At 45.3% G+C, this 713-nt stretch carries 1 pseudogene; it reads left to right on the top strand.

Features of this window, described 5'->3' with window-relative positions:
• Nucleotides 1-713, top strand: a pseudogene (locus tag Afil_RS10680) (hypothetical protein); the annotation flags it as partial.

The following is a 713-nucleotide window of genomic DNA, read 5'->3' as shown; positions in this document are numbered from 1 at the left end:
GGCCATTGTTATCCAGTCGATGGTCCTACTATCGGCCACATCATTAATGGCAAATTCGTACCTCTTGAAGAACCGACTTCTCCAGCGGTTCATACATCTAAGACAGTTCTTAAAGACTGGGCCAATGTTGAGCTCTGTTACAGGCAGTCCGCTGAATTGATGGAAGAACTGCTTCAGGTCTATAACCGTCAGGACGCCGATAAGATTCTGTGCATGGCCATTCTTCGCGTCTGCTATCCGCATATCAAAGACTGCGAACTCAAAGAGAGTTACGATGAGTCGTTTCTGACGGAGCTGATGCCAGAAACCGCGATGAGCAAGAATACGATCAGTACATTTCAAAAAGATCTTGGTAAAACATGCAACCGAATTCTGAAGTTCATGAAAAACCGGGCAGCCAAAGTTGGGATTGATGATCATCTTCTGATCGATGGAACACTGAAGTCGAACGACTCCAGACAAAACACGCTCTCGGAGTTTTCCAGAAAGGCCAGACTGAAAGGAAGACGGGATATTTCCGTACTTTATGCATTTGATCTGGAAAAAATGGAGCCCATCTGTTCGCAGTGCTTTCCCGGCAATATGCTCGATCTGACATCCTATGACAGTTTTGTGAAACAGAACGGTATTCAAAGCGGAATTATGGTTGGTGATAAAGGGTTTCCCGTCAAATCGATCGAAGAAGTCCTTAAAGACTGCCCGCAGCTTCATTA

The organism is Allobaculum fili, from assembly GCF_020969955.1.
GTDB classification, from domain to species: Bacteria; Bacillota_I; Bacilli_A; order Erysipelotrichales; family Erysipelotrichaceae; genus Allobaculum; species Allobaculum fili.
This window is presented reverse-complemented; position numbering and strand designations above follow the sequence as displayed.